Source organism: Luteibacter sp. KNZ12-1A, assembly GCF_056755675.1.
Genome location: NZ_JBPGXU010000197.1, coordinates 1 through 1,065 on the forward strand (window position 1 = coordinate 1; position 1,065 = coordinate 1,065).

Here is a 1,065-nt window from a genome sequence, read left to right on the forward strand (position 1 = left end):
AGATGTGTATAAGAGACAGTAATAATACCGCGCGGTACACTAAAGCACCGCCCCACCCCCAAAGCCACATCGATGCGCCCCAGAACCCTGCAACGGATCGTCCAAACCGCGCTAGGCCTCGTCGCCGCCACCCTGCTGGCCGCCTGCCACATCGCGCCCCCGCGTACCGACGACCCGAACGAGAAGTTCAATCGCAAGGTCTACGCCTTCAACGATTCGCTGGACAAGGCGATCATCCGTCCGGTGGCCGTCGGCTACCGGAAGGTGACCAATCCGCCCGTGCGCACGGCCATCAGCGACTTCTACACGAATATCCGCTTGCCGGTGACGGTGGCCAACGACCTGCTCCAGGCCCGGCCCAAGCAGGCCTTCCTGACCACCAGCCGCTTCGTGGTCAACCTGACGATCGGCTTCCTGGGCTTCAAGGATCCAGCCAGCCTGCTCGGCCTCCCTCTGGAGCAGAACGACTTCGGCGTGACCCTGGCCCGCTGGGGCGTGCCCGAGGGCGACTACCTGGTGCTCCCCTTCGTGGGCCCGACCACGGTCCGCGACGTCTGGCGCCTGCCGGTCGACAGCTATTTCTTCGACCCGCTCAGCTATTACACGCGTAACCACGACTTCAAGTACGGCCAGCAGTACGTGCCGCAGGTGCTCTATCTCGTGACCCTGCGCTCGCGCGGCATCGACGCGGAGAGCTTCCTGGCTTCCGCCTACGACCCGTACGTGTTCATCCGCGACGCCTATCGCCAGCAGCGCCTCTACAGCATCTACTACGGCAACCCACCGCCGGAAGCCATCGAGCAGATGCAGGGCCTGAATGACAGCAAGGACTTCGACCCGGACAAACTGCTCGACGAGCAGCACACCTGGGAACGGCAGAACGGCGAAAAGCCGCAGTGACGAAAAGGGCCCCCTCGGGGCCCTTTTCTTTGGTCCTCGCAGAAGCTTTGGGACGGCGCTTCGGCTCGGCTTCGCCCTCGCGTTGGTCGTGTGCGGCGAGGGGAGCTGCCGGGCGCCACCCTCGGCGCGACGGTAGTCGCCGTCCCTTGGGCAAGGATGCCGCTG

At 64.7% G+C, this 1,065-nt stretch carries 1 protein-coding gene; it reads left to right on the forward strand.

What is annotated here, in order from left to right; translation table 11 throughout:
- Window positions 1–72: 72 nt before the first annotated feature.
- Window positions 73–900 carry an MlaA family lipoprotein gene (locus ACR9ZJ_RS19315; RefSeq protein WP_426285706.1) on the forward strand — a complete coding sequence of 276 codons (828 nt, stop codon included), beginning with the start codon at window positions 73–75 and terminating at the stop codon, window positions 898–900.
- Window positions 901–1,065 lie beyond the last annotated feature (165 nt).

Excerpts from the sequence above, each read along its gene's own strand:
- ACR9ZJ_RS19315 (WP_426285706.1), top strand. The coding sequence starts at position 73 with ATGCGCCCCAGAACCCTGCAACGGATCGTCCAAACCGCGCTAGGCCTC.